This is a genomic window from Streptomyces sp. Ag82_O1-12 (assembly GCF_900182715.1).
In the GTDB taxonomy this organism is placed as follows: domain Bacteria; phylum Actinomycetota; class Actinomycetes; order Streptomycetales; family Streptomycetaceae; genus Streptomyces; species Streptomyces massasporeus.
In genome coordinates, this window is sequence record NZ_FXUW01000001.1 from 1,144,394 (window position 1) to 1,170,962 (window position 26,569).

The following is a 26,569-nucleotide window of genomic DNA, read 5'->3' on the forward strand; positions in this document are numbered from 1 at the left end:
CGTCTGTGAACCGCGAAGTGACTCTGCCTCTGATCGTCGACGACCGCGGGACCTTGCAGGTGTCTGCGGCGGATGTCAGCAAGCTCTTGCGGACGGTGGGGGGTCGGTGGGTGCGGCTCGTGGAGGGCGGGGAGTCGGGGCTGGACGAGGACACGGTGGCCGAGCTGGCCATCGAGCTGGCGAAACTGGCCGATCGCATCGATGTGGCGTGCATCGCGCACAGCAGTGGGACCGCGACGTAGTCAGGGCACTCGAGTCAGCGCGTTCCAGAACATCGCCTCGTAGGTCTGCAGGAGGCGGCCGTACGTGTGGGCCCGCCGTTCGTCGAGGCGGCCGCCGTCCAGGGCCTCCCGGACCGCCGCCACCGCCAGCCGGTCCAGCTCCGGCGACGGCTGCGCGAAGAAGTCGAAGAAGGCGCAGGCCTCGTCGGGGAAGCCGTACCGCTCCCGCAGCGCGGTCGCGATCGTCGCGCAATAGCCGCCCCACGCCGAGAAGTTGGCGGTCAGCGCCAGGACCACGTCCGCCGGTGAGGCGTTCAGGGCCAGCCAGGCCACGTATGCGGGGTACGCCTGGCCGCCGGGCAGGGGCTCGTACGACCTCTCCCCCGGCTCGTCCACGCCGCACGCTCGTGTGAACGCCGTCAGTCGCTCACCCGCCAGTGCCTCGCCCTCGGCCAGCACCGTGAAGAAGGCCGCGGCCTGCGGGTCGGTCGCTTCGCCGCGCGCCGCCAGGAACTCGAACGCCCTGCGGTCCGCGGGAATCACCCAGGTCTGTTCCAGGGCGAGCGCGGCGAGGGTGGTGAGGGGAGCCGTGCCGTCGGCGATCCGGGGGACCAGCGGGTTGGCCTGCGGATCGGGGGCGAGGGTCGCGGTGGTCGTCTCCAGCAGGGCCCGGGCCGGGTGCGTCATCGCGTCCTCCGTCGTAGCGGTGTCGGGACGAGCCTGGCACGGCATCCCTGATACGGAGTAGTCCGGCGCGAAGTCGGCGAACGGGCGGGTGATCGTGGGTGGACCACCCTTGAGGTGAACCACCTTCTGACCGGGGCCGAAGGGCCTTCCGGGAGGCGAAAGCAGGCACGGTTCATGGCGACTTTGTGCAGACCCTCGGTGTCCGTTCCAGAGCACGTGATCACGATGGAGGAGACGCTGGAGCTGGCGCGTGAGCGCCACGCCGGCCACCCCCAACTGCCGCTGGCCCTCCGGCTGATAGAGAACACCGGCGTGCGCACGCGGCACATCGTGCAGCCCATCGAGGAAACACTGAAGCACCCCGGGTTCGAGGACCGCAACAAGCTCTACGAGGCCGAGGCGAAGGCCCGGGTGCCGGCGGTCGTGCAGCGGGCGCTGGACGACGCGGAGCTGCTCACGGCCGAGGTGGACCTGATCATCTACGTGTCGTGCACGGGCTTCATGATGCCCTCGCTCACGGCCTGGCTGATCAACGAGATGGGCTTCGACCCGACCACCCGTCAGCTGCCGGTGGCCCAGCTGGGTTGCGCGGCCGGCGGCGCGGCGATCAATCGTGCCCACGACTTCTGCACGGCGTACCCCGAGGCCAACGTGCTGATCGTGGCCTGCGAGTTCTGCTCGCTGTGCTACCAGCCGACCGACATCGGCGTCGGCTCGCTGCTGTCGAACGGCCTGTTCGGTGACGGCATCGCCGCCGCCGTGGTCCGCGGCCGGGGCGGTGAGGGCGTCCGCCTGGAACGCAACGGCTCGTACCTGATCCCCAAGACCGACGACTGGATCATGTACGACGTGAAGGCGACCGGCTTCCACTTCCTGCTGGACAAGCGGGTCCCCTCGACCATGGAGCCGCTGGCACCGGCCCTGAAGGACCTGGCCGGCGACCACGGCTGGGACGCCTCCGGCCTGGACTTCTACATCGTCCACGCGGGTGGGCCCCGCATCCTCGACGACCTCAGCACCTTCCTGCACGTCGACCCGCACGCCTTCCGCTTCAGCCGGGCCACGCTCACCGAGTACGGCAACATCGCCAGCGCCGTCGTCCTGGACGCGCTGCGCCGGCTGTTCGACGACGGCGGCCCCGGGGACCAGGCGCGCGGGCTGCTCGCCGGGTTCGGTCCCGGCATCACCGCCGAGATGTCCCTGGGCCGCTGGCACGGCGCGGACGAGACGAGGTGACATGAGCGAGGAGACGGTGGACCGGCAGGTCACCCGGCCGGCCCCGCGCTTCGACCCGGCCCGGGGCGCGGTGGGTTTCCCGGACCCGGCGGACCAGGTCCGGCTGCGCCGCGGTGTCGCCGCCGCGTTCACGGCGCGCGGGGTGGAGCGGGCGCGCGAGCGGTCCCGGCGCATGCTGGCGGAACTGGTCGACGAGATGCTCCAGGACGGCCCGCCCGCCGACCTGTGCGAGGCCGTGCTCGGCCCGTTCTCCGTCGCGGTCGTCTGCGAGCTGATGGGCGTCCCGGCGGCCGACCGGCAGGGCATGCACACGTGGACGCGGCAGATCCTGTCCTCCTCGCCCGGCGCCGAGGCCGGCGAGAAGGCCACGAGGGAGATGGGCGCCTACTTCTCCGACCTCATCGGGCTGCGCGAGGGTGGCACGGGCGAGGACGTCGCCTCGCTGCTCGGTGCCGCCGTGGGCCGCGAGGAGGTCACCCTGGACGAGGCGGCCGGACTCGCGGTCCTCCTCCAGATCGCCGGCGAGACGGTCGGCGACACCTGCGGCCAGATGTTCTACGTCCTGCTGACCCGCCCCGGGCTCGCCGAATGGTTGCGCACCGAACCGGAGATCCGCCCCCGGGCCGTCGACGAACTGCTGCGCCCGCTCCCCCACCGGGACCCGGTCGGGCTGTCTGAGATCGCCGGGGAGAACTCCATGCCGGTCCGGATGGAGGCGGAGCTCCTGGTGGACGCGCTCCTCGACGGCGTACCGGGCCTGCGGCTCGCCGTCCCGGCCGAGGACGTGCGGTTCAGGAGGGGCTCGCCGATCCGTGGGCCCGAGGCCCTGCCCGTGACGTGGTGAGACGGCGATGACGGCGTCCGAGGGGCTGCTCGTCCCGCCCGGCCAGGGCCGGATCATGCAGACCCCCGCCCAGCACGTCACCTTCAAGGTGACCGGCACGCACTCGCGTGCGGCCTCCACGTTCGAGGTGGTCGTGCCGCCGGGCTTCGACGTCGGCGCCCATGTGCACACCCGCAGCGAGGAGTTGTTCTACCTGCTCGAAGGCGAGCTGGACGTCCTCGCCTTCGAGCCGCGGATCCGCACGCCCGACCACTGGCAGAGGTGGGAGTCCCCTTCGGGCAACCGGGTGGTACGGGCGACTCCGGGCACGGTGATCGTCGTACCCCCGGGGTGCCCGCACGCCTTCGCCAACCCGACGGACACCCCGGCGAAGATGCTCTTCCAGGCCAGCCCGCCGCCGGACCACGAGCGGTACTTCGAGGAACTGCTGGAGATCCTCGGCGGCGGAGGCCCGCCGGACCACGCGGCGATCGAGGAACTGCGGGCGCGCTACGACATCGAGCAGCTGACGCCGCTCAGACACCGTTAGCGGATCGGCACACCGGCGAGGGTGCGGGCGATGACCAGGCGCTGGATCTCGCTCGTGCCCTCGAAGATGGTGTAAATGGCCGCGTCGCGGTGCATCCGCTCCACGGGGTACTCCCGGGTGTAGCCGTTGCCGCCGAGGATCTGGATCGCCTGGCCCGTGACCTTCTTGGCCGTCTCGCTCGCGAACAGCTTGGACATCGAGCCCTCGGCCGCCGTGAACGGCCTGCCGTTGACCGCCATCCAGGACGCGCGCCACACCAGCAGCCGGGCCGCGTCGATGGACGTCCGCATGTCCGCCAGCTGGAAGGCGACACCCTGGTTGTCGACGATCGGCCGTCCGAACTGCTCCCTGGTCGTGGCGTAGTCGAGGGCGACCTCGTAGGCGGCGCGGGCGGTGCCGACCGCCATGGCGCCGACCGCCGGGCGCGAGGCCTCGAACGTGGCCATCGCCGCGTTCTTCACCCGCTCCCCGCCCTGCTTGGCCTTCTCCCGTGCGCGGGCCAGCCGCTCGTCCAGCTTCTCCTTGCCGCCGAGCAGGCAGGAGCCGGGAACGCGCACGTTGTCGAGGATGACCTCGGCGGTGTGGGAGGCGCGGATGCCGTGCTTCTTGAACTTCTGGCCCTGGGCCAGACCCGGCGTCCCCGGCGGGACGATGAAGGAGGCGTGTCCCTTGGAGCCGAGGTCGGCGTCGACGACCGCGACGACGACGTGGACGTTGGCGATGCCGCCGTTGGTCGCCCAGGTCTTGGTGCCGTTGAGCACCCACTCGTCCTTGGCCTCGTCGTACACGGCCCGGGTACGCATGGAGGCCACGTCGGAGCCGGCGTCGGGCTCGGAGGAACAGAAGGCGGCGACCTTGACGTCGTTGGCGTCGCCGTACATCTGGGGGATCCAGGTGCCGATCTGCTCCTCGGTGCCGTTGGCGAGGACGCCGACGGCTGCGAGGCCGGTGCCGACGATGGACAGGGCGATGCCCGCGTCGCCCCAGAACAGCTCCTCCATCGCCATGGGGATGCCGAGGCCGGTGGGGTCGAAGTACTGCTGGGCGTAGAAGTCCAGGGAGTAGATGCCGACCTTGGCGGCTTCCTGGATGACCGGCCAGGGAGTCTCCTCACGCTCGTCCCATTCGGCGGCCGCGGGGCGGATCACCTCGGCCGCGAAGCCGTGCAGCCAGTCCCGGACCTCCTTCTGTTCGTCGTTGAGCTCCATGGTGAACTCGGCCATGTCGTCCCCTCCAGCGGCACACGTGCATGTTACTTGCGGTAACACCAGTCTGTTACCGGCGGGTAGTCGAAGTCAACTCCTACCGACCGGTCGGCACCCTTTCGGTGTCCTGGGCATGCTTCAGTGTTAGTTTGCGCAGGCGTCATCGAAACAGCACGGGTGGGGAGAGATCATGGACACCACGCAGCGGACCGATCAGCAACGGTCCGCCGACCGCCGCCGGCGTGAGCTGCTGGAGGCCGCCGACCGAGTGGTGCTGCGCGACGGCCCGCAGGCCTCGATGAACGCGATCGCGGCGGAAGCCGGCATCACCAAGCCGATTCTGTATCGCCACTTCGGCGACAAGGGCGGACTTTACGCGGCCCTTGCCATGCGGCACACCGACGCGCTGCTCGACTCGCTGCGGGCGGCGCTGGACGCGCCGGCGGACCGACGGGAGCGAGTCGAGGCGACGTTGGACACGTACCTCACGGCGATCGAGTTGCGGCCCCAGGTGTACCGGTTCCTGATGCACCCCGCGGAGGGGGGCCAGCCGGGAGACGCGGGGTTCGATGTCGGCAAGCACAGCGCGCCGTTGCTGCGGCGGATGGGCGAGGAACTGGCGCAGGTCATCGAGGAGCGGCTGGATCTCGGGCCGGGCGGGCAGCAGCTGGCGCGGGTGTGGGGGCACGGGATCGTCGGCATGATGCACGCGGCCGGGGACTGGTGGCTGGGGGAACGGCCGTGTTCTCGTGCGGAGTTGGTGCGGAGTCTGGCTGATCTGCTGTGGGGGCGGCTTGCCGCGGCGGGGGATCGGGTCGGAGGCCCGGGGTTCTGACCGTCGGGTCTCGACTGCGGGCCGGTGGGGGTTGTTCGCGCCCACGCGGCGGAGCCGCATATCGGACACAGCCCCGCGCCCCTGAGGCGACAGCGCCCCGCGCCCCTGAGGCGACGGCGCTCAGGCACTCCAAGAAGCCCGGGCCACCTGGCGCATCAGCTTGCGATGGCGCCGGCCCTTGAGGTGGTCCGCGTAGATGCGGCCCTCCACGTGGTCGCACTCGTGCTGCAGGCAGCGGGCGAAGAAGCCCGTGCCGTGGACCGTGACGGGGTCGCCGGTCATTGTGAAGCCCTCGACGACCGCGTGGTCGTGGCGTTCCGTGCCCGCTTCCAGGCCCGGCAGGGACAGGCAGCCCTCCGGGCCCCGGATCACCACGCCGTCCTGCTCGGTCAGGCGCGGGTTGATCACATGGCCCACGTGGCGGACGTCCTCGTCGTCGGGGCAGTCGTAGACGAAGACCCGCACGGCCTCGCCGACCTGGTTGGCGGCGAGGCCGACCCCCTGGGCCGCGTACATGGTCGCGAACAAGTCCTCGACGAGTCGGGCCAGTTCGGGGCCGAAGTCGGTGACCTCCGCGCAGGGGGTGTGCAGGACCGGATCGCCGTGCAGGGTGAGGGGTCTCACGCGGCCGTGGGCGCCGGGGATGGAGCTCTTTCGCATGGCGGCAAGAGTAAGGTCCTGTCGGTCCGCGTCTCCCACACGAGTTCGCCACAGTGCCACGGTTCGGGAGTGCGAAGGGATCTCGATAGGCTGAGGTCCACACCACGTGGCCGTCAGGCTTCAGAGCGCGGCGCGTACGCAAGGAGGATCGAGAACTTGATGGCAGGCAACTCGGACCCGCTCTCGCCGCGGGCCAAGCTGGCCGTGACCGCGGGCAAGGCGGTCGCGGCGGCATCGCGCGCCGCAGGGCGCGGCAGCGGTTCGGTGATCGGCGGCCGGGTCGCGCTCAAACTCGACCCCGACCTCCTCGCCCGGCTCGCCCAGAACCTGGACGTGATCCTGGTCTCCGCGACGAACGGCAAGACCACCACGACCCGGCTCATCGCCGAGGCACTGCGCGCGGCGGGCCCCGTCGTCTCCAACGCGCTCGGCGCCAACATGCCGGCCGGCATCACCTCGGCCCTCGCCGGCAGCTCCGACGCCCGCTACGGCGTCATCGAGGTCGACGAGAAGTACCTCGCCGGCGTCGCCCGGGACACCGCCCCGAAGTGCATCGCCCTGCTCAACCTCTCGCGCGACCAGCTCGACCGGGCCGCCGAGACGCGCATGCTCGCCGAGAACTGGCGGGAGGGGCTCGCGGGTTCCAAGGCCGTGGTCGTGGCCAACTGCGACGACCCGCTGGTGGTGTGGGCGGCGTCGTCCTCCCCCAACGTGATCTGGGTCGCAGCCGGGCAGATGTGGAAGGACGACGCCTGGTCCTGCCCGTCGTGCGGTGGCGTCATGCAGCGCCCGGGCGACGACTGGTTCTGCGGCGAGTGCGGCTTCCGCCGCCCAACGCCGAGCTGGGCGCTCTCGGGCGACCATGTCCTCGACCCGCACGGCTCGGCCTGGCCGATCCACCTCCAGCTGCCGGGCCGCGCCAACAAGGCCAACGCCGCCTCCTCGGCCGCCGTCGCCGCCGTGTTCGGGGTGCCGCCGCAGGTCGCGCTGGAGCGCATGTACCAGGTGCAGGCGGTGGCCGGGCGTTACGACATCGTCCAGTTCCAGGGCCGTGACCTGCGACTCCTGCTCGCGAAGAACCCGGCCGGCTGGCTGGAGACGTTCTCCCTGATCGACCCGCCGCCCACGCCGGTCATCCTCTCCGTGAACGCGCGCGGCGCCGACGGCACCGACACCTCCTGGCTGTGGGACGTGGACTACACGCGCCTGACCGGCCACCCGATCTGCGTCGTCGGCGACCGGCGACTGGACCTGGCGGTGCGCCTGGAGGTCGCCGACCAGCACTTCCAGGTCTACGAGAACCTCGACCAGGCCGTGGCGGCGTGCCCGCCGGGGCGCATCGAGGTCATCGCCAACTACACGGCGTTCCAGGACCTGCGCCGCCGCGTCGGCAACTGAGCACGAGACGTCAGGGGACTTTTGTGAGCGACAACCAACTGCGGGTCGTCTGGATCTATCCCGACCTGCTCAGCACCTACGGCGACCAGGGCAACGTCCTCGTCGTGGAGCGCCGGGCGCGGCAGCGCCGCCTGGACGTGGCCCGGCTGGACGTGCGCAGCGACCAGCCGATCCCGACCTCCGGCGACATCTACCTGATCGGCGGCGGTGAGGACCGGCCGCAGCGGCTCGCCGCCGAGCGGCTGCGCCGGGACGGCGGACTGCAGCGGGCCGTGGAGAACGGCGCCATCGTGTTCTCCGTGTGCGCCGGCTACCAGATCCTCGGCCACGAGTTCATCAACGACCTCGGCCAGCGCGAGCCCGGTCTCGGCCTGCTGGACGTGGTGTCGACGCGCGGCGAGGGCGCGCGGTGCGTCGGTGACGTGCTGGGCGACGTCGACGCCCGCCTCGGCCTGCCCCCGCTGACCGGCTTCGAGAACCACCAGGGCGTCACCCACCTCGGCCCCACCGCCCGCCCGCTCGCCCAGGTGCGCTTCGGCAACGGCAACGGCACGGGCGACGGCACGGAGGGCGCGTACAACGACACCGTCTTCGGCACGTACATGCACGGGCCGGTGCTCGCGCGCAACCCGCTGATCGCGGACCTGCTGCTGAAGCTGGCCCTCGACGTCAACGCGCTGCCGCCGACCGACGACCACTGGTACGAGGCCCTCCGCAACGAGCGCATCGCGGCTGCTCAGCAGCCTGCCTGAGCGCGTCCGGGCAGCGTGCGGGGAGCACGCGTCAACCTGCTGGTCAACAGCCCGTCTGTCGGCCCATCCGCACAGGTGAGCGGGGTCGTCCAGCAGGCGGACGCGTGCTTCGGTCCGGCCCCTCGATGCCGCTAGGGTGGCGGGGATTCCAGCCGGACAACGTGGTCCGGTCCCCGGCCCACGTTGAGAAGGTATTTCGGGCTATGCGCATTGGTGTCCTCACGTCCGGCGGCGACTGCCCCGGCCTGAACGCCGTCATCCGGTCCGTCGTGCACCGTGCCGTCGTCGACCACGGCGACGAGGTCATCGGCTTCCGGGACGGCTGGAAGGGCCTCCTGGAGTGCGACTACCTCAAGCTCGACCTCGATGCGGTGGGTGGCATCCTCGCCCGCGGCGGCACGATTCTCGGGTCCTCCCGGGTCCAGCCCTCCCATCTGCGGGACGGTGTGGAGCGGGCGAAGGGCCATCTTGCGGAGCTCGGCCTGGACGCGATCATCCCCATCGGCGGTGAGGGCACGCTCAAGGCCGCCCGGCTGATGTCGGACAGCGGTCTGCCCGTCGTGGGCGTGCCGAAGACGATCGACAACGACATCGCGGTCACGGACGTCACGTTCGGCTTCGACACGGCCGTGGGGGTGGCGACCGAGGCCCTGGACCGGCTGAAGACCACCGCCGAGTCCCACCAGCGGGTCCTGGTCGTCGAGGTCATGGGCCGGCACACCGGCTGGATCGCGCTGCACTCCGGCATGGCGGCCGGTGCGCACGCCATCGTGGTGCCCGAGCGGCCCTTCGACATAGAGGAGCTGACCCGTCGGGTCGGCGAGCGGTTCGAGGCGGGCAAGCGCTTCGCGATCGTGGTGGCGGCGGAGGGGGCCAAGCCCCGCGCCGGGAGCATGGAGTTCGACGAGGGCGGCAAGGACATCTACGGGCACGAGCGATTCGCCGGGATCGCCCGGCAGCTGTCCGTGGAGCTGGAGGGACGGCTGGGGAAGGAAGCCCGGCCGGTGATCCTCGGGCACGTGCAGCGGGGCGGTACGCCGACCGCCTACGACCGGGTGCTGGCCACGCGGTTCGGGTGGCATGCGGTGGAGGCCGTGCACCGGGGTGAGTTCGGGCAGATGACCGCGCTGCGGGGCACCGACATAGTGATGGTGTCGTTGGCCGAAGCCGTGAAGACGCTGAAGACCGTGCCGGATGAGCGGTACGCCGAGGCGGAGACCGTTCTCTGAGGCTGAGCTGATCTGCCGGGTGCGGGTGGTGTGTGACGTGTCGCGCCCACGCGGCGGAGCCGCATGGTGAACACGGCCCCGCGCCCCTGAGGGCCGACGGACCGCCCCCGGTCGTCACCACGACCGGGGGCGGTTCTACTCTTGTGGGCGGACAGATGGCTGCACACCCCCACGAAACAGGAGCCGGCGGAATGGATCACAGCGGGCACGGCATGACCATGGATCTGCCGCCGTTCACGCTGGGGCGAGGGCTGGAGTGGTCCACGGACCCGTTCTTCCTGGTCGCCTGCCTGGCCGGGCTCGCGCTGTACGGGTGGGGAGTCGTGCGGCTCGTCCGGCGCGGGGACAAGTGGCCCGTGGGGCGGACGGTCGCCTTCACCATCGGCGTGCTGAGCATCGTGCTCATGATGTGCACCCGGCTGAACGACTACGGCATGGTCATGTTCAGCGTGCACATGGTGCAGCACATGGTCATCAGCATGGTGTCGCCCATCCTCATCCTGCTCGGCGCGCCGATCACCCTGGCGCTGCGGGCGCTGCCGCCGGCGGGGCGGGGGCGCAAGGGGCCGCGTGAGCTGCTGCTGATGTTCCTGCACAGCCGGTACATGCGGATCATCACGCACCCGGCGTTCACGATCCCGCTGTTCATCGCGAGCCTGTACGGGCTGTACTTCACGCCCCTCTTCGACACCCTGATGGGCTCCAAGGCGGGCCACATCGCGATGATGGTGCACTTCCTCGCCGTCGGCCTGGTGTTCTTCTGGCCGATCATGGGCGTCGACCCGGGCCCGCACCGCCCGGGCTACCTGATGCGGATGCTGGAGCTGTTCGCGGGCATGCCGTTCCACGCGTTCTTCGGGATCGCGCTGATGATGGCGTCCGAGCCGATGGTCCAGACGTTCAAGAACCCGCCCGGCTCGCTCGGCATCGAGGCGCTGTCCGATCAGAACGCGGCGGGCGGCATCGCCTGGGCGTTCAGCGAGATCCCCTCCGTGCTGGTGCTGGTGGCCCTGCTGTTCCAGTGGTACGCGTCGGACCAGCGGCAGGCCAAGCGCACGGACCGGGCCGCCGAGCGCGACGGGGACAAGGAACTGGAGGCGTACAACGCCTATCTCGCCTCGCTGAACACGCAGGGGCGCTGAAGACCTCTTCGGTACGGGCCGTGCGCGCCGGGCGTCCGCCGGGCACCATGGAGGGACCGAACCTGAGGAGGGTGCCGCGATGCCCGGTTCCACGAACGGTTCCAACTCCACGAAGACCATGGGAGCGCTCACGCTGGGCGGGCTGGTCGTGGTGACGGCCTACACGGTGGCGCTCGGCAGCAACGGCTGGCTGTGGTTCGGCTGGGTCGTGCTGGGTCTGATCACGCTGGGACTGGTGGCCACCACGCGCAGCACCTGAGGACTCGCCGCCCGGCCGACCGGTGGGGGCTCACTCCCCGGCCTGGCCGGTGGGGCGGCTCACTCCCTGGTCAGCCGCCCCGCCGAGTGCACGCCCGGCTGGTACTTCGGCAGCCGGACAGTGATCTTCATGCCGGCTCCCACGGCGGTCTCGATGACGAGCCCGTGGTCGTCGCCGTAGACCTGGCGGAGCCGGTCGTCGACGTTGGAGAGGCCGATGCCGCCCGAGGGGCTGACCTCGCGGGCGAGGATGCGGCGGAGCAGGCCGGGGTCCATGCCGGCGCCGTCGTCCTCGATGACGACGAGGGCCTCGGCTCCCGCGTCCTGGGCGGTGATCTGGATGTGGCACTTGCCGGAGGGCACGGCCTTGCCCTCCAGACCGTGCTTGACGGCGTTCTCGACGAGCGGCTGCAGGCACAGGAACGGCAGGGTCACCGGCAGCACCTCCGGCGCTATCTGGAGGGTGACGGACAGGCGGTCGCCGAAGCGTGCCCGCACGAGCGCCAGGTAGTGGTCGATGGCGTGCAGTTCCTCGGCGAGGGTGGTGAAGTCGCCGTGCCGGCGGAACGAGTAGCGGGTGAAGTCGGCGAATTCGAGGAGCAGCTCGCGGGCGCGCTCGGGGTCGGTGCGGACGAACGAGGCGATCACCGCGAGCGAGTTGAAGATGAAGTGCGGGGAGATCTGGGCCCGCAGCGCCTTGATCTCGGCCTCGATGAGGCGCGTGCGGGACTGGTCGAGGTCGGCCAGTTCCAGCTGGACCGAGACCCAGCGGGCGACCTCGCCGGCGGCGCGGACGAGCACGGCCGACTCGCGGGGTGCGCAGGCGACCAGGGCGCCGTGCACCCGGTCGTCGACGGTGAGCGGGGCGACGACCGCCCAGCGCACCGAGCAGTCGAGGCGGTCGCAGGTGAGCCGGAAGGCCTCGCCGCGGCCGGTCTCCAGGGAGTCCGCGAGGCGTTCCATGATCTCGGTGCGGTGGTGGGCGCCGTCGCCGTCCCAGACCAGGACCTGCCCCAGGTCGGTGAGGCAGAGGGCGTCCGTGCCGAGCAGGGAGCGCAGTTTGCGGGCGGACTTGCGGGCGGTCTCCTCCGTCAGGCCGGACCGCAGCGGGGGCGCGGCGAGGGAGGCCGTGTGCAGGGTCTCGAAGGTGGCGTGCTCGACGGGAGTGCCGAGGCCGGCGAGGCTCTTGGCCCGGGCGGTGCGGCGGCCGAGCCAGACTCCCAGGGCGAGCACCGGGAGGACGGCGACGCACAGGCCCGCCAGGAACCCGCTCATGCCGTCACCTCCGTGCGCAGTTCCTCGGGCAGGTGGAACCGGGCCAGGACCGCCGCGGTGCCGGGCGGGACCCGGCCGGGGGTGGCCAGGGACACCAGGATCATGGTGAGGAAGCCCAGCGGCACCGACCACAGCGCGGGCCAGGCGAGCAGGGCGTGCAGGGCGGCGCCCTCGCCCGGGTAGCCCGCCATGGTCGCGGCGACGGCGAGCAGCGCGGATCCGCCGCCGACCAGCATCCCGGCGGCGGCGCCGGGCGGGGTCAGCCGCCGCCACCAGATGCCGAGGACGAGCAGCGGGCAGAACGAGGACGCCGACACGGCGAAGGCGAGGCCGACGGCGTCGGCAACCGGCAGTCCGCCGACCAGACCGCTCGCCGCGAGGGGCACGGCCATGGCGAGGGCCGTCCCGAGCCGGAAGTGCCGTACGCCCCGGGACGGCAGGACGTCCTGAGTGAGGACGCCCGCGACCGCCATGGTGAGGCCGGAGGCCGTGGACAGGAACGCGGCGAAGGCGCCCCCGGCGACCAGTGCGCCCAACAGGTCACCGCCCACTCCCCCGATCATGCGGTCGGGCAGCAGGAGGACGGCGGCGTCCGGGTCGCCGGTGAGGGTGAGTTCGGGGGCGTAGAGGCGACCGAGTGCGCCGTAGAGGGGTGGCAGGAGGTAGAAGGCGCCGATCAGACCGAGGACCGCGACGGTGGTGCGGCGGGCGGCGACGCCGTGCGGGCTGGTGTAGAAGCGGACCACGACGTGCGGCAGGCCCATGGTGCCGAGGAACGTGGCGAGGATCAGGCCGTACGTGGCGTACAGCGGGCGTTCCTCGCGGCTCTCGGCCTGCGACGGGGAGAGATCGCCACCGCCGCCGCGCTCGGCCCGGGGGACGGGGGCGCCCGCGGGGAAGGTGAGGCGGGTGCCGCGTTCGATGCGGTGGGTGCCGGCGGGGAGTTCGAGGCGGGTGCCGGTGTGCGTCCGGCCGTCCACGGTGCCGGTCACGGTGACGCTCAGGGGCCGGTCGAGGGTGAGGTCGACGGTGCCGTCGACGCGGACGGCGCGCTGCTCGCGGAAGGTGGCCGGTTCGTCGAAGGCGTGCCGGGGTGCTCCGTCGCTCTGCCAGGTGAGGACCAGGAACAGGGCGGGGACGAGCAGGGCGGTGAGTTTCAGCCAGTACTGGAAGGCCTGCACGAAGGTGATGCTGCGCATGCCGCCGGCGGCGACGGTGGCGGTGACGACGACGGCGACGATCACTCCGCCGAGCCAGTCGGGCGCCCCGGTCAGCACGGTCAGGGTCAGTCCGGCGCCCTGGAGCTGGGGCAGCAGGTACAGCCAGCCGACCCCGACGACGAAGGCACCGGCCAGCCGCCGCACGGCCTGGGAGGCGAGGCGGGCCTCCGCGAAGTCGGGGAGCGTGTAGGCGCCGGAGCGGCGCAGCGGGGCGGCGACGAAGAGCAGCAGGACCAGGTAGCCGGCGGTGTAGCCGACCGGGTACCAGAGCATGTCGGGGCCCTGGACCAGGACGAGTCCCGCTATGCCGAGGAAGGAGGCGGCGGAGAGGTACTCGCCGCTGATGGCGGCGGCGTTGAGGCGGGGGCCGACGGTGCGGGAGGCGACGTAGAAGTCGGAGGTGGTGCGGGAGATGCGCAGGCCGAAGGCGCCGACGAGGACCGTCGCGACGACGACGAGGGCGACGGCCGGGATGGCGTAGCTGGAGTTCATCGGTGGGGCTTCAGCGGTCTTCCACGAGGCGTATGAAGTCGCGTTCGTTGCGCTCGGCCCGGCGGACGTACCAGCGGGCGAGCAGGACGAGGGGGGCGTAGAGGCCGAAGCCGAGGACGGCCCATTCCAGGCGGCGGGCGTCGGGCATCGCCGCGAACAGCAGCGGGAGCGGTCCGACGAGCAGGCCGAGGATGGCGAACACCGTGAGGGCGGCGCGCAGTTGGGTGCGCATCAGGGAGCGGACGTAGGTGTGGCCGAGGGTGGTCTGCTCGTCGATCTCGGTGCGCGGGCGGTAGTAGCCGGAGGAGGTCCGGCTGCTCTGCCGGGGCGGGCCGGTGACGACGACACGGCGTTCGGTGTGGTCCGGGGGCACGGTCACGGCCTCCTCATGAGCAGGTCGCGCAGTTCGCGGGTGTGGCGCCGGCTGACCTGGAGCTCCTCGGAGCCGACGAGGACACTGACGGTGCCCGCGTCGAGGCGGAGTTCGCCGATGTGGCGCAGGGCGACGAGGTGGCGGCGGTGGATGCGGACGAAGCCGCGGGTGCGCCAGCGCTCCTCCAGGGTGGACAGCGGGATGCGGACCAGGTGGCTGCCCTTGACGGTGTGCAGGCGGGCGTAGTCGCCCTGTGCCTCGACGTGGGTGATGTCCTCGACCGCGACGAAGCGGGTCACGCCGCCGAGTTCGACGGGTATGTGGTCCGGGTCGGGTTCGTGCACGGGGATGCGCGGGGCGGCGCCGCGCAGTTCCGCGGCCCTGCGGACGGCCTCGGCGAGACGCTCCTTGCGGACCGGTTTGAGGAGGTAGTCGACGGCCTTGAGGTCGAAGGCCTGCACGGCGAAGTCCTCGTGGGCGGTGACGAACACGACAAGCGGCGGCCGGGCGAAGCCGGTGAGCAGCCGGGCGAGGTCGAGGCCGTCGAGGCCGGGCATCTGGATGTCGAGGAAGACGACGTCGATGGTCTCGGGCCCGCCGGGGCCGGACTCCAGGGCGCGGTTCATGCGGCGCAGCGCCTCGGTGGCGTCGCCGGCGCCCTCCGCGCTGGCGATGCGGGGGTCGGCGTGCAGGAGGTAGAGCAGTTCCTCCAGGGAGGGGCGTTCGTCGTCGACAGCCAGGGCGCGCAGCATGCCCCGGAGTGTAGGGGTGATCCGTACGTCTGGACATGTGCCGGGTGTGGGCGTATCCGCTGGACACGGTGCCCGCGCCGGGCGGGGGCGGGCGGGGGTGCCGGTGGATACAGTGCCCGCATGAGCAGCAGGTCCACGGCGTTCGACGAGCTCGACCGGAAGATCATCACGGCGTTGATGGCGAACGCCAGGACGTCGTTCGCTGAGATCGGCACGGCGATCGGGCTGTCGGCCACGGCGGTCAAGCGGCGGGTCGACCGGTTGCGCGAGACCGGTGTGATCACCGGGTTCTCGGCGACGGTGAAGCCGTCGGCGCTGGGCTGGCGCACGGAGGCCTACGTCGAGGTGTACTGCGAGGGCGCGGCGCCGCCGCGGCGGCTGGCGGAGGTCGTGCGCGACTACCCGGAGATCGCGGCGGCGATGACCGTGACGGGCGGCGCGGACGCGTTGCTGCACGTGCGGGCGCGGGACGTGGAGCACTTCGAGGAGGTGCTGGAGCGGATCCGGCAGGAGCCGTTCATCCGGAAGACGATCAGTGTGATGGTGCTGTCCCATCTGCTGCCGGAGAGTCCGGAGGCCGGGGCGAGTCAGCCGGCTCCGGAGGGGGTCGCGTAGGGCGCAGCAGACGTGCGCCTAGCGGCCGTAAGACGCAGTGTTCCTGCGTGAACGCGCAAGCTTTGTTTCTTGTCGGGCACCGACGCCAGTTCCTACCGTTGTGTCAACCACCCGTCACACACCGTGAGGAAGCGGAGGGACCCCTCTGTGCCCGACTCCCGTGTGCCGCGCCGGCGGCGCTACCTCGTCTGCGAACCCAGACACTTCGCCGTGCAGTACGCGATCAACCCGTGGATGCATCCTGACGAACCCGTCGACGTCCTGCGCGCCCTGGACCAGTGGCAGGCGCTGGTCGACACCTACCGTGTCCACGGCCATACCGTGGACAGTGTGAAACCGGTCCCCGGCCTGCCCGACATGGTGTTCGCCGCGAACGCGGCGGTCGTCGTCGACGGCCGCGTCTTCGGCTCGCTCTTCCACGCGCCCGAGCGCCGTCCCGAGTCCGTGCCGTTCGAGGCGTGGTTCAAGGCGGAGGGCTACGAGGTGTACCACCCCGAGTCGGTGTGCGAGGGCGAGGGCGACCTGGTCCCGGCCGGCCGCTGGATCCTGGCCGGGACAGGCTTTCGTACGACGCGGGAGGCCCACAGCGAGGTGCAGGAGTACTTCGGTAGGCCGGTGATCAGCCTGACCCTGGTGGATCCGTACTTCTACCACCTGGACACGGCGCTGTTCGTCCTCGACGACGGGCACGACGGGAACATCGCCTACTACCCCGAGGCGTTCTCGCCGGGCAGTCGTGAGGTGCTGGCCCGGCTGTACCCGGACGCGGTGCTCGCCACCCGCGAGGACGCGATGGCGTTCGGGCTCAACTCCGTCTCCGACGGGCGCCACGTGTTCATCTCACCGGGGGCGACGGCCCTGGCCGAGCAGCTTTCCGACCGAGGCTATGTCCCCGTCCCCGTCGACGTGTCCGAGTTCCAGAAGGCCGGTGGCGGCATCAAGTGCTGCACCCAGGAGATCCGGGAGATCCGCTCATGACCGCACCCGTCCGCACCGAGGACTCGCAGGGGGACCGCGGCTCGCGGGAGACCCGTGGCTCGCAGGAGCTGATCCGCGCGGAGGAGCCGGTCCTCGCGCACAACTACCACCCGCTGCCGGTGGTCGTCGCCCGCGCCGAGGGCACCTGGGTGGAGGACGTGGAGGGGCGGCGCTACCTCGACATGCTCGCCGGGTACTCGGCCCTCAACTTCGGCCACCGGCACCCGGCGCTGATCGAGGCGGCCCATCGTCAGCTCGACCGGCTGACCCTCACCTCGCGCGCCTTCCACAACGACCGGCTCGCCGAGTTCGCGGAGCGGCTGGCCGCGCTGACCGGCATGGACATGGTGCTGCCCATGAACACCGGTGCGGAGGCGGTGGAGAGCGGCGTGAAGGTGGCCCGCAAGTGGGCCTACGACGTGAAGGGCGTACCGGCCGACCGGGCGACGATCGTGGTCGCGGCGGACAACTTCCACGGGCGTACGACGACGATCGTCAGCTTCTCCACGGACGAGACGGCCCGGGCGGGCTTCGGGCCGTTCACGCCGGGTTTCCGGGTGGTGCCGTACAACGACCTGGCCGCGATGGAGGCGGCGGTCGACGAGACGACGGCGGCGGTGCTGATCGAGCCGATCCAGGGCGAGGCGGGGGTGATCATTCCCGACGACGGCTACCTGTCCGGCGTGCGGGAGCTGACCCGCCGCAAGGGCTGTCTGTTCATCGCGGACGAGATCCAGTCCGGGCTCGGCCGCACGGGCCGCACGCTCGCGGTCGAGCACGAGCCGGTGGTGCCGGACGTGCTGCTGCTGGGCAAGGCGCTGGGCGGCGGCATCGTGCCGGTGTCGGCGGTGGTCGGGCGCCGGGAGGTACTCGGCGTGCTGCACCCGGGTGAGCACGGCTCCACCTTCGGCGGCAATCCGCTGGCCGCTGCGGTCGGTACGGCGGTGGTGGAGCTGCTGGAGAGCGGCGAGTTCCAGCGCCGGGCGGCCGATCTGGGCGTGATCCTGCGCGACGGCCTGACGGGGCTGGTCGGCAAGGGAGTGGTCGGGTTCCGCTCCCGCGGCCTGTGGGCGGGCGTCGACATCGACCCCGCGCTCGGCACCGGCCGCGAGATCAGCGAACGCCTCATGCGGGAGGGCGTCCTGGCGAAGGACACCCACGGCTCCACGATCCGCCTGGCCCCACCGCTCACCATCACGGCCGAGGAACTGACGGGGGCACTCGCGGCGCTGGAGAAGGCGCTCGGGTAAGAGGCGCCCGAAGTACGGGGCAGGGGCGGAGGGCTCGACACGGGCCGACTGCCCTGCCCGCGTACGGGCGTCCTCAGGGGGCCGGACCACCGAGGCGATGTGCGGCTCGGCACCGGTAGGGGCCGGACCACCGGGGCGAGCGCGGCTCGGCACCGGTGGGGGCCGGACCACCGGGCCGAGGCGGGGCTCGGCGCCGGCCGCAGGACCGGTGAGGCGGGGGACAGTCACACAGGGCCGCCGCTCCCTCGCCGTACCGACCGAAGCCGCCTGCTCAGCCCGGATGCCCGGGTCTCTCCCCGTCCCGACCACAGCGGCCTCCATCCCACCCGGCCCCCTCGCCCCCACCGGCTCCCGCGGCCCCGACCGGCCCTCCACAAGCCGCCCCTCGGCGCCAGAAGGGTGAAGATTGGGGCAAGAGGTGGTAGACCACTCTCAGCGACAGAGAGGTCGGCCGTGGGCGGAGACGAGGTGTACGGCGTTGCCCGGCAGCGGTTCGATGTGGCCGACGCGGCGCCCCTGTTGCTCGATCCACAGGGCGTGGTGACGGGCTGGACCAGCGGTGCCCGGCGGCTGCTCGCGTACCCGGCGTCCGAGGCGGTCGGCAGGAAGCTGGCCGATCTGCTGGCCGCCGAGGACGCCGAGCGCGTGCCGGACCTGGTCGAGCGCTGCCGCAGGGACGGTGGCTGGACGGGACTGCTCACGGCCCGCCGCCGGGACGGGCACCCCGTGAAGGTCGCGGCGCGGATCACCTCGGCCGAGGAGGCGCACGGCGGCTCGCGCTGGCTGATGCTCCTGTCGGAGCTGGCGGACGCCCCCGGCTGGGACATGAGCCGCACGGTCCTGGAGCAGATGGCGGCGGGCGCCCCGGTCGGTATCGCCATCGTGGACACGGACCTGCGCTTCGTGTGGTCGAACGCGGCCCTGGAACAGTTCGGCGGCGGCCCGGCGCCACGACGGCTCGGACTGCGCTTCGCGGACGTCCAGCCGGGCATGGACGGGCAGGCGGTCGAGGCACAGATGCGGCACGTGCTGGAGACCGGCGAGGCGGTGGTCGGCTACGAGCACGTGGGTCACGTGCGCTCGGCCCCGTTGCGCGAGACGGCGCACATGCTGTCGTTCACGCGGCTGGAGGACGAGCGGGGCCATCCGATCGGCGTGTACTACACGGTCGTGGACATGACCGACCGGCACCGTGCGCGGCAGCGGCTGGCGCTGCTCGACCGGGCCGGCGAGAGCATCGGCCGCAGCCTGGACCTCACGCGCACCGCGCAGGAACTCGCCGACGTGGCCGTGCCGGGGCTGGCCGACTTCGTCACCGTGGACCTGCTGGAGTCGGTACTGCGGGGCGCCGAGCCGACGCCCGGCCCGCTCGCGGACGCGGAGGAGCCGGTGGAGCTGCGCCGCGCCGGCTACCGGTCCGTGCAGGACCTCGCGGAAGCCGTCATCGAGATCGGCGAGGTGGTGGCCTTCCGCGCCGGAACGCCGCCCTTCCGCTGTCTGGCCACGGGACGGTCCTGGCGCGCGGAGCGGCTCGCCCCGCTGACCCGGGACTGGACCACGGACACCCCGAGCGGCCGCCGGGCCACGTTCCGGGAGCTGGGACTGCACAGCGTGATGACCGTGCCGATCCGTTCACGCGGCATCACCCTGGGCATCACGACGTTCTACCGGCGCCACGACCGGGAGTTCTTCGACGAGGAGGACCTGCGGCTGGCGGAGGATCTCGTCGCCCGCGCGGCCGTCTGCGTGGACAACGCCCGCCGCTACACCCGTGAGCGGGACGCCGCGCTCGTCCTGCAGCGCAGTCTGCTCCCCCACCGGCTGCCCGAGCAGGACGCCGTCGAGGTGGCCGCCTGCTACCGGCCGGCCGACGAGCTGACCGGTCTCGGCGGCGACTGGTACGACCTCATCCCGCTGTCCGGGGCGCGCGTCGCGCTGGTCGTGGGCGAGGTGCCCGGTCACGGCATCGACGCCGCAGCGTCCATGGGACAGTTGCGGACCGCCGTACGGACCCTGGCGGCTCTGGACCTGCCGCCCGAGGAGGTGCTGGCGCACCTCGACGACCTGGTGGCGCGGTCGGCGCGGGAGGAGGGTGCGGAGCCCGGGACGGTGGGCTCCGCGGGCACGCCAGGCGTGGGCTCCGGGTGCCTGTACGTCGTCTACGACCCGGTCGACGGCGGGTGTTCGATGGCCGCGGCGGGGCATCCGGCCCCGGCCGTGGTGATGCCCGACCGCTCGGTGGTGTTCGTCGACCTGCCGCAGGGGCCGCCGCTCGGCGTGGGCGGCCCGCCGTTCGAGGCGGTCGAGCTGCCCCTGGCGGAGGGCAGCACGCTCGCGCTGCACACCGACGGGCTGCTGGCCCGGGGCGAGACCTGGGCCGTCGACGCGGGCCGGGAGCGGCTGCGCCGGGCGCTGGAGCGGACGGGCCCGCTCGAGTCGTACTGCCGGTCCGTGGTCGACGCGCTGGTCCCGGCCCGGCCGTACGACGACGTGGCCCTGCTGATGGCGCGGACGAAACGTCTCGGCACCGGGCAGGTCGCGGCCTGGGAGCTGCCCTCGGACCCGGCCGTGGTCGCCGAGGCCCGCCGCACGGCCACCCGGCAGCTGGCGCACTGGGGCCTGGAGGAGCTGGCCTTCACCACGGAGCTGGTGGTGAGCGAGCTGGTCACCAACGCCATCCGGTACGCCACCGGGTCCATCCGGCTCCGGCTGATCCGGGAGCGTGCCCTGGTCTGCGAAGTGCTCGACGACGGCGCCACCGCTCCCCATCTGCGCCACCCCCGTACGACGGACGAGGGCGGGCGCGGGCTGCTGCTGGTCTCCCAGCTCACGCAGCGGTGGGGCACGCGCTTCGTGCCCGAGGGAAAGGTCATCTGGGCCGAGCAGGCCCTGCCGGATCTCCCGGAATGAACCCGGTTGAGGTTCGCTCATACCGTGCGAAACTGGTGTGATCCCGGCAGCGGTGAGGCGGCGGCCATGGCGGAGACGACGATCGACTACGGTGCGGTGTTCAAGGCCCTGCCCGGCATGGTGGCGCTCCTGACACCCGAACTCGTCTACGCGGACGTCAACGAGGAGTTCGCCCGCGTCTCCGGCCGCTCGCGCGAGCAGCTCATCGGCAAATACCTGTTCGACGTCTTCCCGGACAATCCGAACGATGCGGCCGCGACGGGCATGCGCAACCTGGAGGCCTCGCTGTACCGCGTCCTGGCCACCGGGGAGCGCGACACCATGGCCCTGCAGCGTTACGACGTCGAGGACCCGGAGCGGCCCGGCGAGTGGTCGAAGCGCTACTGGAGCCCGGTGAACGCGCCGCTGCTCGGCTCGGACGGCAAGGTCGTGCTGATCCTGCACCGCGTGGAGGAGGTCACGGAGCTGATCCGGGCCCGGGGCGGTTCTCCGGGGAACGGGAACAGCCGGGCCCGGGTGCTGGAGGCCGAGCTGTACACCCGCGCCCGTGAGCTGCAGGAGCTCAACGAGCGGCTGCGCCAGGCGCACTCCCGGGAGCGGGAGGTGGCACTGGCCTTGCAGGAGGCGATGCTGCCCGCGCCGCGGCAGGTCCGTCACCACCGGGCGGCCGTCCGGTACCGGCCCGCCGTGGGAGCGCTCAACGTGTGCGGGGACTGGTACGACCTGGTCGATCTGGTGGACGGCGACCGGATCGGCGTGGCGGTCGGCGACGTGGTGGGGCACGGGCTGGAGGCGGCCGGGGTGATGGGCCAGCTGCGCAGTGCGCTCAGCGCGGCCTCCCGGGTGGCCGCAGGGCCGGCCCAGGCCTTGGACGTGCTGGGGCGCTACGCCCACGTGATCGACGGGGCCGAGTCGGCGACCGCCGTGACGACCTTCATCGACTTCGACCGCCACGTCATCACGTACAGCAGCGCCGGCCATCCCCCGCCCGTGCTCGTCCACCAGGACGGCCGTACGGAGTTCCTCGACCAGGCGACGGACACGCCGCTGGACGCCCGCCCGGACCCGATCCCGCGGCCCCAGGCCGAGACGACGTTCACGCCGGGCGCCACACTCGTGCTGTACACCGACGGTCTGATCGAACGGCGTCGGGAGGACATCGACAAGGGTCTGGAGCGGCTCGCCGGCGCCCTGCACGACCATCGGGGCCAGGATCCCGAGGCCCTCGCCGACACGGTTCTGCAGGAGTTGCTGCCACCCGGCGGCGCCACCGACGACACCGCGCTGATCATCGTGCGGCTGTGACTACATGCGGGTCTTTCCGTGGTCGAGCAGCCGGATGCGGTCGACGTTCTGCCGGTCCTCGGCGTCCGCGCTGGGCGCACCGGCGAACCACGCGTCGAGGATCTCCGTCAGCAGCGGCTCCGACGTCAGCCGCAGACTGAGCGCGAGCACGTTGGCGTCGTTCCAGCGGCGCGCCCCGTCGGCCGTGTAGGCGTCCGCGCACAGGGCGGCCCGCACGCCGGGCACCTTGTTCGCGGCGATCGAGGCACCCGTGCCGGTCCAGCAGCACACCACCGCCATGTCGGTCGTGCCGTCGGCGACCTCGCGGGCCGCGGCCTCGGAGCACACCGCCCACTGCGGGTCGCCGTCCGGGCGCAGCGCGCCGTGCGGGCGCACCTCGTGCCCCCGCTCGCGCAGGGCGGCCACGAGGGAGCGGGCGACCGGTTCGTCCATGTCGGAGGAGACAGAGATCCGCATGCCTGGCAGGTTACTCGTCGCCGCGGCCCGGGCCACCGCCCACAGCAGCCGTCCGCCGGCAAGAGCCACCGGCCCGCCACGCACCCCCGCTATCGCGCCACGCCCCCCGTTCGGCTTGCCCGTCACCCGGGTGGCGCAGCACGCTGGTCGCGTGGTCCTCCCCAGCCGCATGAACACCACCGGACGCCGACGTCTGACTGACCATCAGTCAGTTGGCGAAGGATCTGTGCGGTCCGCCCGCACCAGGTGCCCGGTGGCCGCGTCTGCACCTACACTGGCACCCCACGACATGCCGGTTGACCTGCTGGAACGCGGCGGTTGAGTCCACTGCGAGAGTCGAGGAGCGCCCGCTTTGTTCTACTACCTGCTGAAATACGTACTGCTGGGCCCGCTGCTGAGACTGGTCTTCCGGCCTCGGATCGAGGGCCTGGAGCACGTTCCCTCGGAGGGCGCCGCCATCGTCGCCGGGAACCACCTGTCGTTCTCGGACCACTTCCTGATGCCCGCGATCCTCAAACGGCGCATCACCTTCCTCGCGAAGGCCGAGTACTTCACGGGCCCGGGCCTCAAGGGCCGCCTGACGGCGTTCTTCTTCCGCAGCGCGGGGCAGATCCCGGTCGACCGCTCCGGCAAGGACGCGGGCCAGGCCGCGATCCGCGAAGGCCTCGGCGTGCTGAGCAAGGACGAATTGCTCGGCATCTACCCCGAGGGCACCCGCTCGCACGACGGCCGGCTCTACAAGGGCAAGGTGGGCGTGGCGGTCATGGCCCTCAAGGCCGGCGTCCCGGTGATCCCCTGCGCGATGATCGGCACCTTCGAGGCCCAGCCGCCCGGCAAGGTCATCCCCAACATCCACCCCGTCGTGATCCGCTTCGGCGAGCCCCTGGACTTCTCCCGCTACGAGGGCATGGAGAACGAGAAGGCCATCCTGCGCGCCATCACCGACGAGATCATGTACGCCATCCTCTCCCTGTCGGAGCAGGAGTACGTCGACCGGTACGCGGCCGTGGTGAAGGCCGAGGAGGCCGCCGCCACGAAGGAGCGGAAGTTCCGGCGCATGCCCCTCAGTTGAGCTCTGCTGTCGGCAGAGGCAGGTTCCCCGGCGGCCCCCGGCGATCTACGGTCGCCGCATGAGACATGCTGTGGTGATCGGGGCGGGCGGACAGATCGGGAAACCGGCGGTGGAGGCGCTGGCGCGGGACGGCTGGGAAGTGACGGCCGCCTCGCGCGGCGGCGCCCGGCACGAGAACTGGCCCGGCGAGGTGCGGACACGGCGGCTGGACCGCGACGACGACGCGGCGCTCGGCGCGCTCATCGGTGACGGCTGCGACCTCGTGGTCGACATGGTCGCCTACGGGGCCCGGCACGCACGGCAGTTGACGGGACTGGCCGACCGGATCGGCGCGGCCGTGGTGGTGTCGTCCGTGTCGGTGTACGAGGACGGCAAGGGCCGCGGCTTCGACACCATGGGCGAGCCGGACGGACTCCCGCAGTACCCCGTACCGATCGCGGAGGACCAGGTCACGGTCCCGCCGGGGGACGCCACGTACAGCACCCGAAAGGTGGCCCTGGAGCGTGAACTCCGCGCGGTGGGCGACCGGTTGCCCACCACCGTGCTGCGCCCGGGTGCGATCCACGGGCCGTACGCTCCGCTCCCCCGCGAGCTGTACTTCGTCAAACGCAACCTCGACGGCCGGCGCAGGCGGGTGCTCGCCTTCCGGGGCGAGAGCCTCTTCCACACGTCGGCGGCACGCAACATCGCCGAACTGATCCGGCTGGCTGCGGCCCGGCCGGGCTCCCGGGTGCTCAACGCCTGCGATCCGCTGCCACCGGCCGTGTCGGAGATCGGGGCCGCCGTGGACGCGGTCATGGGGGTGGAGACGCAGACCGTGCTGCTCGACGGGCCTGCGCAGGGGTCCGTGGGCGGTTCCCCCTGGTCGGTGGAGCTGCCGGTGGTGTGTGACATGTCGGCCGCGGAACGGGAGCTGGGGTACCGGCCGGTCGTGTCCTACCCGGAGAGCCTGCCGGAGACGGTCGAGTGGCTCGTCCGCCGGCTGTCCGGCCAGGACTGGCGGGAGGCGTTCCCCACCCTCGCCCGCGCCTACCCGGACCTCTTCGACTACGCGGCGGAGGACGCCTGGTTCGCGGCCCGGTCGGCATGAGGAAGGGGCGGCCGGTGTCCCGGCCGCCCCTCACCACCCGACGGAGCCGGTGACGACTACGGCTTCGGCGTGGCGTGCGGCGCGCAGGTCACGTCGGCGCCGTCCAGCTTGCCGGTGAGCAGGTAGCTGTCCACGCGGGGGTTGATGCACGGGTTGACCAGGCCGGTGACACCGTGGGAGCCCGCGTCCTTCTCCGTGATCAGGCGGGAGCCCTCGAACCGCTTGTGCAGCTCCACGGCGCCCTCGTACGGGGTGGCCGCGTCCCGCTCGGACTGGACGATGAGCACGCCGGGCAGGCCCTTGCCGGTCTTGACGTCGACCGGGGTCTGCTGCTTGGCCGGCCAGGTGGCGCACGGCAGGTTCATCCAGGCGTTGGCCCACGTCATGAAGGGGTGGTCCTTGTGGAGCCGCGTGTTGTCGCGGTCCCACTTGCGCCAGCTGGTGGGCCACTTGGCGTCGGCGCACTCGACGGCGGTGTAGACGGCGTTGCCGTTCTCCGAGGACGCGTTGCCCGCCGTGTCGGACAGGTCGGGGGCGGCGGCGTCGACGAGCGCCTGGGTGTCGCCGGCGACGTACTTGCTGAAGACCGAGGCGGTCGACGCCCAGGCGGAGTCGTAGTACGGGGCGCTCTGGAAGAAGGAGATGAGCTCGGCCGGGCCGACGACCCCGCCGATGGGGTTCTTCTTCGCGGTGGCGCGCAGCTGAAGCCACTTCGCCTGGACGGCGGCGCGGGTGGTGCCGAGGTGGTAGGTCGCGTCGTTCGTCGCGACCCAGTCCTGCCAGTCCTTCCAGCGGCCCTCGAACGCGACGTCCTGGTCCAGGTTGGCCTGGTACCAGATCTTGTCGCGGGAGGGGTTGACGACGCTGTCGACGACCATGCGGCGCACGTGGCCCGGGAAGAGCGTGCCGTAGACGGCGCCCAGGTAGGTGCCGTAGGAGACGCCGAGGAAGTTCAGCTTCTTCTCACCGAGGGCGGCGCGGATGACGTCGAGGTCGCGCGCGGTGTTCGGCGTGGTCATGTGCGGCAGCATCGCGCCGCTGCGCTCCTGGCAGCCCTCGGCGTACTCGCGGGCCAGCTTGCGCTGGGCGAGCTTGTCGGCCTCGGAGTCGGGCACCGGGTCGGCCTTGGGTGCCTTGACGAACTCCTGCGGGTCGACGCAGGAGATGGGCGCGGACTTGCCGACGCCGCGCGGGTCGAAGCCCACGAAGTCATAGGCCTTGGCCGCGTTGGCCCAGACGGCGTTCTTGCCGGTGACCCGGGTCGGGAAGCGCAGCCCGGAGCCACCGGGGCCGCCGGGGTTGTAGACGAGCGCGCCCTGCCGCTCGGCCTTGGTGCCCGTGTTGCCGATGCGGTCGACGGCGAGCTTGATCTGCTTGCCGTAGGGCTTGGCGTAGTCGAGCGGAACGGTGACGTACCCGCACTGGATCGGCTTGGCCAGGTTCCAGTCGGCGGGGCAGTCCTGCCAGTCGATGCCGGCCTTCGCGGCCCGGGCGGCGGCGATCGCGGCGCCGCGGGCCTCGCGGTCCTGGCCGTAATCGCTGCCCGCGCTCGCGTTCGCGGTGGGCGCCGCGACGGCGCCGGCTATCAGCGTGGCCGTGACGAGCGCGCCGGCCGAACCGAGCGCCGCCACCCGCTTCTTCGGTCTCGAACCCCTCAAGGGGGACCTCCCCGTACCTCGTTGCGATCAGTACGGGGGATCCTTCCTGTTGTGAGGTCCCTGACAACAGGGCCGGACACCCTTCTTTGCCAATCCGATAAACGGAGAGGCCGTGCTGCTCTACGGA

General features: G+C 71.9%; 26 protein-coding genes. 17 read left to right on the forward strand and 9 right to left on the reverse strand.

Annotation, left to right across the window (positions count from 1 at the left end; all coding sequences use genetic code 11):
• Positions 1 to 5 precede the first annotated feature (5 nt).
• Entirely contained in the window at positions 6 to 242 is a 237-nt protein-coding gene (locus tag QOL88_RS05230; RefSeq protein WP_030835344.1) for a DUF6213 family protein, read from the forward strand.
• Here QOL88_RS05230 and QOL88_RS05235 read toward each other — a convergent pair whose 3' ends face one another.
• Positions 243 to 908, reverse strand: coding sequence for a heme oxygenase-like domain-containing protein (locus QOL88_RS05235; protein ID WP_097215306.1), 666 nt, complete (start codon positions 906 to 908; stop codon positions 243 to 245).
• A 126-nt stretch (positions 909 to 1,034) separates the two neighbouring features.
• On the opposite strand from QOL88_RS05235, the gene QOL88_RS05240 reads away from it, so the two are divergent.
• From QOL88_RS05240 to QOL88_RS05250, 3 genes are read left to right on the forward strand one after another with little or no spacing between them, the layout of a single operon-like run.
• Positions 1,035 to 2,144 carry a type III polyketide synthase gene (locus QOL88_RS05240; protein WP_283445923.1) on the forward strand — a complete coding sequence of 370 codons (1,110 nt, stop codon included), beginning with the start codon at positions 1,035 to 1,037 and terminating at the stop codon, positions 2,142 to 2,144.
• Position 2,145: 1 nt separating this feature from the next.
• Positions 2,146 to 2,988, forward strand: a complete 843-nt coding sequence (locus QOL88_RS05245) for a cytochrome P450 family protein (protein ID WP_257027527.1) — start codon at positions 2,146 to 2,148, stop codon at positions 2,986 to 2,988.
• A 7-nt stretch (positions 2,989 to 2,995) separates the two neighbouring features.
• Positions 2,996 to 3,517, forward strand: a complete 522-nt coding sequence (locus QOL88_RS05250; RefSeq protein WP_097215308.1) for a cupin domain-containing protein — start codon at positions 2,996 to 2,998, stop codon at positions 3,515 to 3,517.
• Here the strand turns inward: QOL88_RS05250 and QOL88_RS05255 are convergent.
• On the reverse strand, positions 3,514 to 4,740 hold the full coding sequence (locus tag QOL88_RS05255; RefSeq protein WP_097215309.1) for an acyl-CoA dehydrogenase family protein: 1,227 nt from the start codon (positions 4,738 to 4,740) through the stop codon (positions 3,514 to 3,516). The two genes, QOL88_RS05250 and QOL88_RS05255, sit on opposite strands and share 4 nt — an antisense overlap.
• A gap of 172 nt (positions 4,741 to 4,912) precedes the next feature.
• Between QOL88_RS05255 and QOL88_RS05260 the strand changes: the two genes are divergently transcribed.
• Positions 4,913 to 5,557, forward strand: a complete 645-nt coding sequence (locus QOL88_RS05260; RefSeq protein WP_053674268.1) for a TetR/AcrR family transcriptional regulator — start codon at positions 4,913 to 4,915, stop codon at positions 5,555 to 5,557.
• Between the two features lie 120 nt (positions 5,558 to 5,677).
• On the opposite strand, the gene def is transcribed toward QOL88_RS05260, so the two are convergent.
• Positions 5,678 to 6,217: a peptide deformylase gene (gene def, locus QOL88_RS05265; RefSeq protein ID WP_097215310.1), complete on the reverse strand. Its 540-nt coding sequence runs from the start codon at positions 6,215 to 6,217 to the stop codon at positions 5,678 to 5,680.
• Positions 6,218 to 6,376: 159 nt separating this feature from the next.
• Here def and QOL88_RS05270 point away from each other — a divergent pair, with 159 nt between their 5' ends.
• The 5 genes from QOL88_RS05270 (at position 6,377) to QOL88_RS05290 (ending at position 10,997) form a co-directional block, all read left to right on the forward strand.
• Complete coding sequence (locus QOL88_RS05270; RefSeq protein ID WP_097215311.1) at positions 6,377 to 7,615, forward strand: MurT ligase domain-containing protein; 1,239 nt, start codon at positions 6,377 to 6,379, stop codon at positions 7,613 to 7,615.
• 23 nt (positions 7,616 to 7,638) lie between these two features.
• Positions 7,639 to 8,367 carry a type 1 glutamine amidotransferase gene (locus QOL88_RS05275; RefSeq protein WP_097215312.1) on the forward strand — a complete coding sequence of 243 codons (729 nt, stop codon included), beginning with the start codon at positions 7,639 to 7,641 and terminating at the stop codon, positions 8,365 to 8,367.
• A gap of 203 nt (positions 8,368 to 8,570) precedes the next feature.
• Positions 8,571 to 9,596, forward strand: coding sequence for a 6-phosphofructokinase (locus QOL88_RS05280; protein ID WP_097215313.1), 1,026 nt, complete (start codon positions 8,571 to 8,573; stop codon positions 9,594 to 9,596).
• A 191-nt stretch (positions 9,597 to 9,787) separates the two neighbouring features.
• Entirely contained in the window at positions 9,788 to 10,738 is a 951-nt protein-coding gene (locus tag QOL88_RS05285; protein ID WP_097215314.1) for a cytochrome c oxidase assembly protein, read from the forward strand.
• 79 nt (positions 10,739 to 10,817) lie between these two features.
• The gene (locus QOL88_RS05290; RefSeq protein WP_097215315.1) at positions 10,818 to 10,997 is read left to right on the forward strand and encodes a hypothetical protein; all 180 of its coding nucleotides are present in this window, start codon (positions 10,818 to 10,820) and stop codon (positions 10,995 to 10,997) included.
• Between the two features lie 59 nt (positions 10,998 to 11,056).
• Here QOL88_RS05290 and QOL88_RS05295 read toward each other — a convergent pair whose 3' ends face one another.
• From QOL88_RS05295 to QOL88_RS05310, 4 genes are read right to left on the reverse strand one after another with little or no spacing between them, the layout of a single operon-like run.
• Positions 11,057 to 12,271 (reverse strand): sensor histidine kinase, encoded by a 1,215-nt coding sequence (locus QOL88_RS05295; RefSeq protein WP_097215316.1) that lies wholly within the window; start codon positions 12,269 to 12,271, stop codon positions 11,057 to 11,059.
• Positions 12,268 to 13,983, reverse strand: coding sequence for a sodium/solute symporter (locus tag QOL88_RS05300; RefSeq protein WP_283445877.1), 1,716 nt, complete (start codon positions 13,981 to 13,983; stop codon positions 12,268 to 12,270). The genes QOL88_RS05295 and QOL88_RS05300 overlap by 4 nt, the downstream gene beginning before the upstream one ends.
• 10 nt (positions 13,984 to 13,993) lie before the next feature.
• Positions 13,994 to 14,356: a hypothetical protein gene (locus QOL88_RS05305; RefSeq protein ID WP_097222873.1), complete on the reverse strand. Its 363-nt coding sequence runs from the start codon at positions 14,354 to 14,356 to the stop codon at positions 13,994 to 13,996.
• A 2-nt stretch (positions 14,357 to 14,358) separates the two neighbouring features.
• On the reverse strand, positions 14,359 to 15,108 hold the full coding sequence (locus QOL88_RS05310; RefSeq protein WP_097215317.1) for a LytR/AlgR family response regulator transcription factor: 750 nt from the start codon (positions 15,106 to 15,108) through the stop codon (positions 14,359 to 14,361).
• A gap of 120 nt (positions 15,109 to 15,228) precedes the next feature.
• Between QOL88_RS05310 and QOL88_RS05315 the strand changes: the two genes are divergently transcribed.
• From QOL88_RS05315 to QOL88_RS05335, 5 genes are all read left to right on the forward strand, one after another.
• On the forward strand, positions 15,229 to 15,723 hold the full coding sequence (locus QOL88_RS05315) for an Lrp/AsnC family transcriptional regulator (protein ID WP_097215318.1): 495 nt from the start codon (positions 15,229 to 15,231) through the stop codon (positions 15,721 to 15,723).
• 147 nt (positions 15,724 to 15,870) lie between these two features.
• Entirely contained in the window at positions 15,871 to 16,701 is an 831-nt protein-coding gene (ddaH, locus tag QOL88_RS05320) for a dimethylargininase (protein ID WP_097215319.1), read from the forward strand.
• Positions 16,698 to 17,951, forward strand: coding sequence for an ornithine--oxo-acid transaminase (gene rocD / locus QOL88_RS05325; RefSeq protein WP_097215320.1), 1,254 nt, complete (start codon positions 16,698 to 16,700; stop codon positions 17,949 to 17,951). Before ddaH ends, rocD begins: the two co-directional genes overlap by 4 nt.
• Before the next feature lie 453 nt (positions 17,952 to 18,404).
• Positions 18,405 to 20,861, forward strand: a complete 2,457-nt coding sequence (locus QOL88_RS05330) for a SpoIIE family protein phosphatase (protein ID WP_097215321.1) — start codon at positions 18,405 to 18,407, stop codon at positions 20,859 to 20,861.
• Between the two features lie 66 nt (positions 20,862 to 20,927).
• Complete coding sequence (locus QOL88_RS05335; RefSeq protein WP_097215322.1) at positions 20,928 to 22,166, forward strand: PP2C family protein-serine/threonine phosphatase; 1,239 nt, start codon at positions 20,928 to 20,930, stop codon at positions 22,164 to 22,166.
• Here the strand turns inward: QOL88_RS05335 and QOL88_RS05340 are convergent, their stop codons facing one another.
• Entirely contained in the window at positions 22,167 to 22,622 is a 456-nt protein-coding gene (locus QOL88_RS05340; protein ID WP_097215323.1) for an RpiB/LacA/LacB family sugar-phosphate isomerase, read from the reverse strand.
• A gap of 352 nt (positions 22,623 to 22,974) precedes the next feature.
• On the opposite strand from QOL88_RS05340, the gene QOL88_RS05345 reads away from it, so the two are divergent.
• Both QOL88_RS05345 and QOL88_RS05350 read left to right on the forward strand, forming a co-directional pair.
• On the forward strand, positions 22,975 to 23,694 hold the full coding sequence (locus tag QOL88_RS05345; RefSeq protein ID WP_097215324.1) for a lysophospholipid acyltransferase family protein: 720 nt from the start codon (positions 22,975 to 22,977) through the stop codon (positions 23,692 to 23,694).
• A 58-nt stretch (positions 23,695 to 23,752) separates the two neighbouring features.
• Entirely contained in the window at positions 23,753 to 24,784 is a 1,032-nt protein-coding gene (locus tag QOL88_RS05350) for an NAD-dependent epimerase/dehydratase family protein (RefSeq protein ID WP_179878777.1), read from the forward strand.
• Between the two features lie 56 nt (positions 24,785 to 24,840).
• Here QOL88_RS05350 and QOL88_RS05355 read toward each other — a convergent pair whose 3' ends face one another.
• On the reverse strand, positions 24,841 to 26,442 hold the full coding sequence (locus QOL88_RS05355) for an alpha/beta hydrolase (RefSeq protein ID WP_097215326.1): 1,602 nt from the start codon (positions 26,440 to 26,442) through the stop codon (positions 24,841 to 24,843).
• Positions 26,443 to 26,569 lie beyond the last annotated feature (127 nt).

Bases quoted from the DNA above. Each gene is read 5' to 3' on its own strand.
- def (WP_097215310.1), bottom strand. From the start codon at position 6,217: ATGCGAAAGAGCTCCATCCCCGGCGCCCACGGCCGCGTGAGACCCCTC.
- QOL88_RS05245 (WP_257027527.1), top strand. From the start codon at position 2,146: ATGAGCGAGGAGACGGTGGACCGGCAGGTCACCCGGCCGGCCCCGCGC.
- QOL88_RS05250 (WP_097215308.1), top strand. From the start codon at position 2,996: ATGACGGCGTCCGAGGGGCTGCTCGTCCCGCCCGGCCAGGGCCGGATC.
- QOL88_RS05270 (WP_097215311.1), top strand. From the start codon at position 6,377: ATGGCAGGCAACTCGGACCCGCTCTCGCCGCGGGCCAAGCTGGCCGTG.
- QOL88_RS05260 (WP_053674268.1), top strand. From the start codon at position 4,913: ATGGACACCACGCAGCGGACCGATCAGCAACGGTCCGCCGACCGCCGC.
- QOL88_RS05235 (WP_097215306.1), bottom strand. From the start codon at position 908: ATGACGCACCCGGCCCGGGCCCTGCTGGAGACGACCACCGCGACCCTC.
- QOL88_RS05335 (WP_097215322.1), top strand. From the start codon at position 20,928: ATGGCGGAGACGACGATCGACTACGGTGCGGTGTTCAAGGCCCTGCCC.
- QOL88_RS05255 (WP_097215309.1), bottom strand. From the start codon at position 4,740: ATGGCCGAGTTCACCATGGAGCTCAACGACGAACAGAAGGAGGTCCGG.
- QOL88_RS05350 (WP_179878777.1), top strand. From the start codon at position 23,753: ATGAGACATGCTGTGGTGATCGGGGCGGGCGGACAGATCGGGAAACCG.
- QOL88_RS05315 (WP_097215318.1), top strand. From the start codon at position 15,229: ATGAGCAGCAGGTCCACGGCGTTCGACGAGCTCGACCGGAAGATCATC.
- QOL88_RS05340 (WP_097215323.1), bottom strand. From the start codon at position 22,622: ATGCGGATCTCTGTCTCCTCCGACATGGACGAACCGGTCGCCCGCTCC.
- QOL88_RS05280 (WP_097215313.1), top strand. From the start codon at position 8,571: ATGCGCATTGGTGTCCTCACGTCCGGCGGCGACTGCCCCGGCCTGAAC.
- QOL88_RS05310 (WP_097215317.1), bottom strand. From the start codon at position 15,108: ATGCTGCGCGCCCTGGCTGTCGACGACGAACGCCCCTCCCTGGAGGAA.
- QOL88_RS05295 (WP_097215316.1), bottom strand. From the start codon at position 12,271: ATGAGCGGGTTCCTGGCGGGCCTGTGCGTCGCCGTCCTCCCGGTGCTC.
- QOL88_RS05290 (WP_097215315.1), top strand. From the start codon at position 10,818: ATGCCCGGTTCCACGAACGGTTCCAACTCCACGAAGACCATGGGAGCG.
- rocD (WP_097215320.1), top strand. From the start codon at position 16,698: ATGACCGCACCCGTCCGCACCGAGGACTCGCAGGGGGACCGCGGCTCG.
- QOL88_RS05300 (WP_283445877.1), bottom strand. From the start codon at position 13,983: ATGAACTCCAGCTACGCCATCCCGGCCGTCGCCCTCGTCGTCGTCGCG.
- QOL88_RS05285 (WP_097215314.1), top strand. From the start codon at position 9,788: ATGGATCACAGCGGGCACGGCATGACCATGGATCTGCCGCCGTTCACG.